The sequence below is a fragment of the Streptomyces caniscabiei genome (genome assembly GCF_014930365.1).
Classification (GTDB): domain Bacteria; phylum Actinomycetota; class Actinomycetes; order Streptomycetales; family Streptomycetaceae; genus Streptomyces; species Streptomyces caniscabiei.
The window spans coordinates 1-1994 of record NZ_JABXWI010000052.1 but is presented as its reverse complement, the minus strand read 5'-3'; the positions used below and the strand labels follow the sequence as shown (position 1 = coordinate 1994).

The following is a 1994-nucleotide window of genomic DNA, read 5'->3' as shown; positions in this document are numbered from 1 at the left end:
GAGCAATGCTCAAGACCTGTGGATCAGCCCCGGGCGGAACGCGGAAGGCGTACCTTCCCGAATGATCCTGTGATGGTCACCGAGTAGGCCCGCGTTCGCAGCGCGGGTCGGGAAGGCACGCCCGTGCTCAGCGTAGTCACCGAGGATGGCTCCACCCAGTCCGGCTCCCTGATCGACGAGATCGTCCGTGAGGGCGCCCGGCGGATACTCGCCGCGGCACTGGAGGCGGAAGTCAACCAGTACATAGCCGAGTTGGCTGCCGAGACCGACGAGGTGGGCCGACGGCTGGTGGTCCGCAACGGCCACCACCGGCCCAGGACCGTCGTCACTGCCGCCGGCCCGGTCGAGGTGCGGGCACCGCGGGTGAACGACCGCCGCACAGGCGAGGCCACCGGCGAGCGCAAGCGGTTCTCCTCCAAGATCCTGCCGCCGTGGTGCCGCAAGTCCCCGAAGATCTCCGAGGTGCTGCCGCTGCTCTACCTGCACGGACTGTCGTCCGGAGACTTCGTGCCCGCACTGGAGCAATTCCTCGGCTCGACCGCCGGTCTGTCGCCGGCGACGGTGACCCGGCTGACGCGACAGTGGGGCGATGACCATGCCGCCTTCCAGGACCGGGACCTATCAGACCGCGACTTCGTCTACGTGTGGGCCGACGGGGTCCACCCGAAGGTCCGGCTCGGGCAGGCGCACTCGTGCGTGCTGGTCCTGCTCGGCGTCCGCCTGGACGGCACAAAGGAACTGATCGCATTGGCCGAGGGCCTGCGCGAGTCGACCGAGTCGTGGGCGGACCTGCTGCGAGACTGCCGCAGACGCGGCATGCGCGACCCGGAGCTGGTGGTCGGCGACGGCGCGATGGGCCTATGGAAGGCACTGGCCGAGGTCTTCCCCGCCGCCCGCCATCAGCGGTGCTGGGTTCACAAGGCCCGCAATGTCACGAACTGCCTGCCGAAGTCCGCACAGCCGGGCGCGACGAAGGCGATGCAGGAGATCTACAACGCTGAGGACCGCGCCCACGCCGAGAAAGCGATTGATGCGTTCGCCCGCACCTACGGCACCAAATGGCCCAAGGCCGTCGCGAAGATCACTGACGACCGGGAGGAACTGCTGGCGTTCTACGACTTCCCTGCCGAGCACTGGATCCACCTGCGGACCACGAACCCCATCGAGTCGACGTTCTCCACGGTCAAGCTCCGCACCAAGGTCACCCGCGGGGCCGGCAGCCCCGCCGCCGCACTCGCCATGGTGTTCAAGCTCGTCGAGTCCGCTCAAGCCCGCTGGCGCGCGATCACCGGCGCCCACCTGGTGCCCCTTGTCCGCGCCGGAGCCAAATTCGAAAGCGGTGTGCTGATCGAACGTGGCACGGTGGCCGCATGAACCCGCCGCCCCTCTCCCGGACGTCCCCTCACCGCGGTCAGGTGATCGTCCTGACCGGGCCGCCCGGAGCCGGCAAGAGCACCGTGGCGCAGTTGCTGGCCGATCACCTGACTCCCAGCGTCCACCTGCACAGCGACGACTTCTGGCGCTATATCAAGCAGGGCTGGATCGCGCCCTACCTGCCCGAAGCACATCAACAGAACCAAGTAGTCCTGCAGGTACTGGTCTCGGCAGCGTTCGGCTACGCCGACGGCGGCTACCAGGTGATCTGCGACGGCATCGTCGGGCCCTGGTTCATCGACCTCTTCCGCGTGACCGCCCAGGAGCGGGCCCTGCCGCTGAGCTACGTCATCCTCCGGCCGGACCAGCACACCACACTGGCACGGGCAACGAGCCGGGCCGACGACGCATTGACCGACCCCGAGCCGATTCGCTCACTGCACGGCCAGTTCAGCAACCTGGGCCTTTATGAGGCCCACGTCCTGGATTCCACCAACCTGACCGCCGAGGCAACCTCCGACAGCATCCTGCAAGGCATCGCGACGGGCGCCTACCTCCTCAACCCGAGCGTCAGCACCACCTACGCGAACGACTCGATCCACAACTCTTGACAATTACTC

General features: G+C 67.6%; 2 protein-coding genes. Both read left to right on the top strand.

Going from position 1 to position 1994, the window contains the following annotated elements:
- Positions 1 to 123: 123 nt before the first annotated feature.
- Complete coding sequence (locus HW837_RS47905) at positions 124 to 1374, top strand: IS256 family transposase (RefSeq protein ID WP_193383059.1); 1251 nt, start codon at positions 124 to 126, stop codon at positions 1372 to 1374.
- A complete protein-coding gene (locus HW837_RS47900) occupies positions 1371 to 1985 on the top strand; it encodes an AAA family ATPase (RefSeq protein WP_193383060.1) in 615 nt (204 codons plus the stop codon). Before HW837_RS47905 ends, HW837_RS47900 begins: the two co-directional genes overlap by 4 nt.
- The last annotated feature ends 9 nt before the right edge of the window (positions 1986 to 1994 follow it).

Coding starts and splice junctions, on each gene's coding strand:
- HW837_RS47900 (WP_193383060.1), top strand. CDS start 1,371: ATGAACCCGCCGCCCCTCTCCCGGACGTCCCCTCACCGCGGTCAGGTG.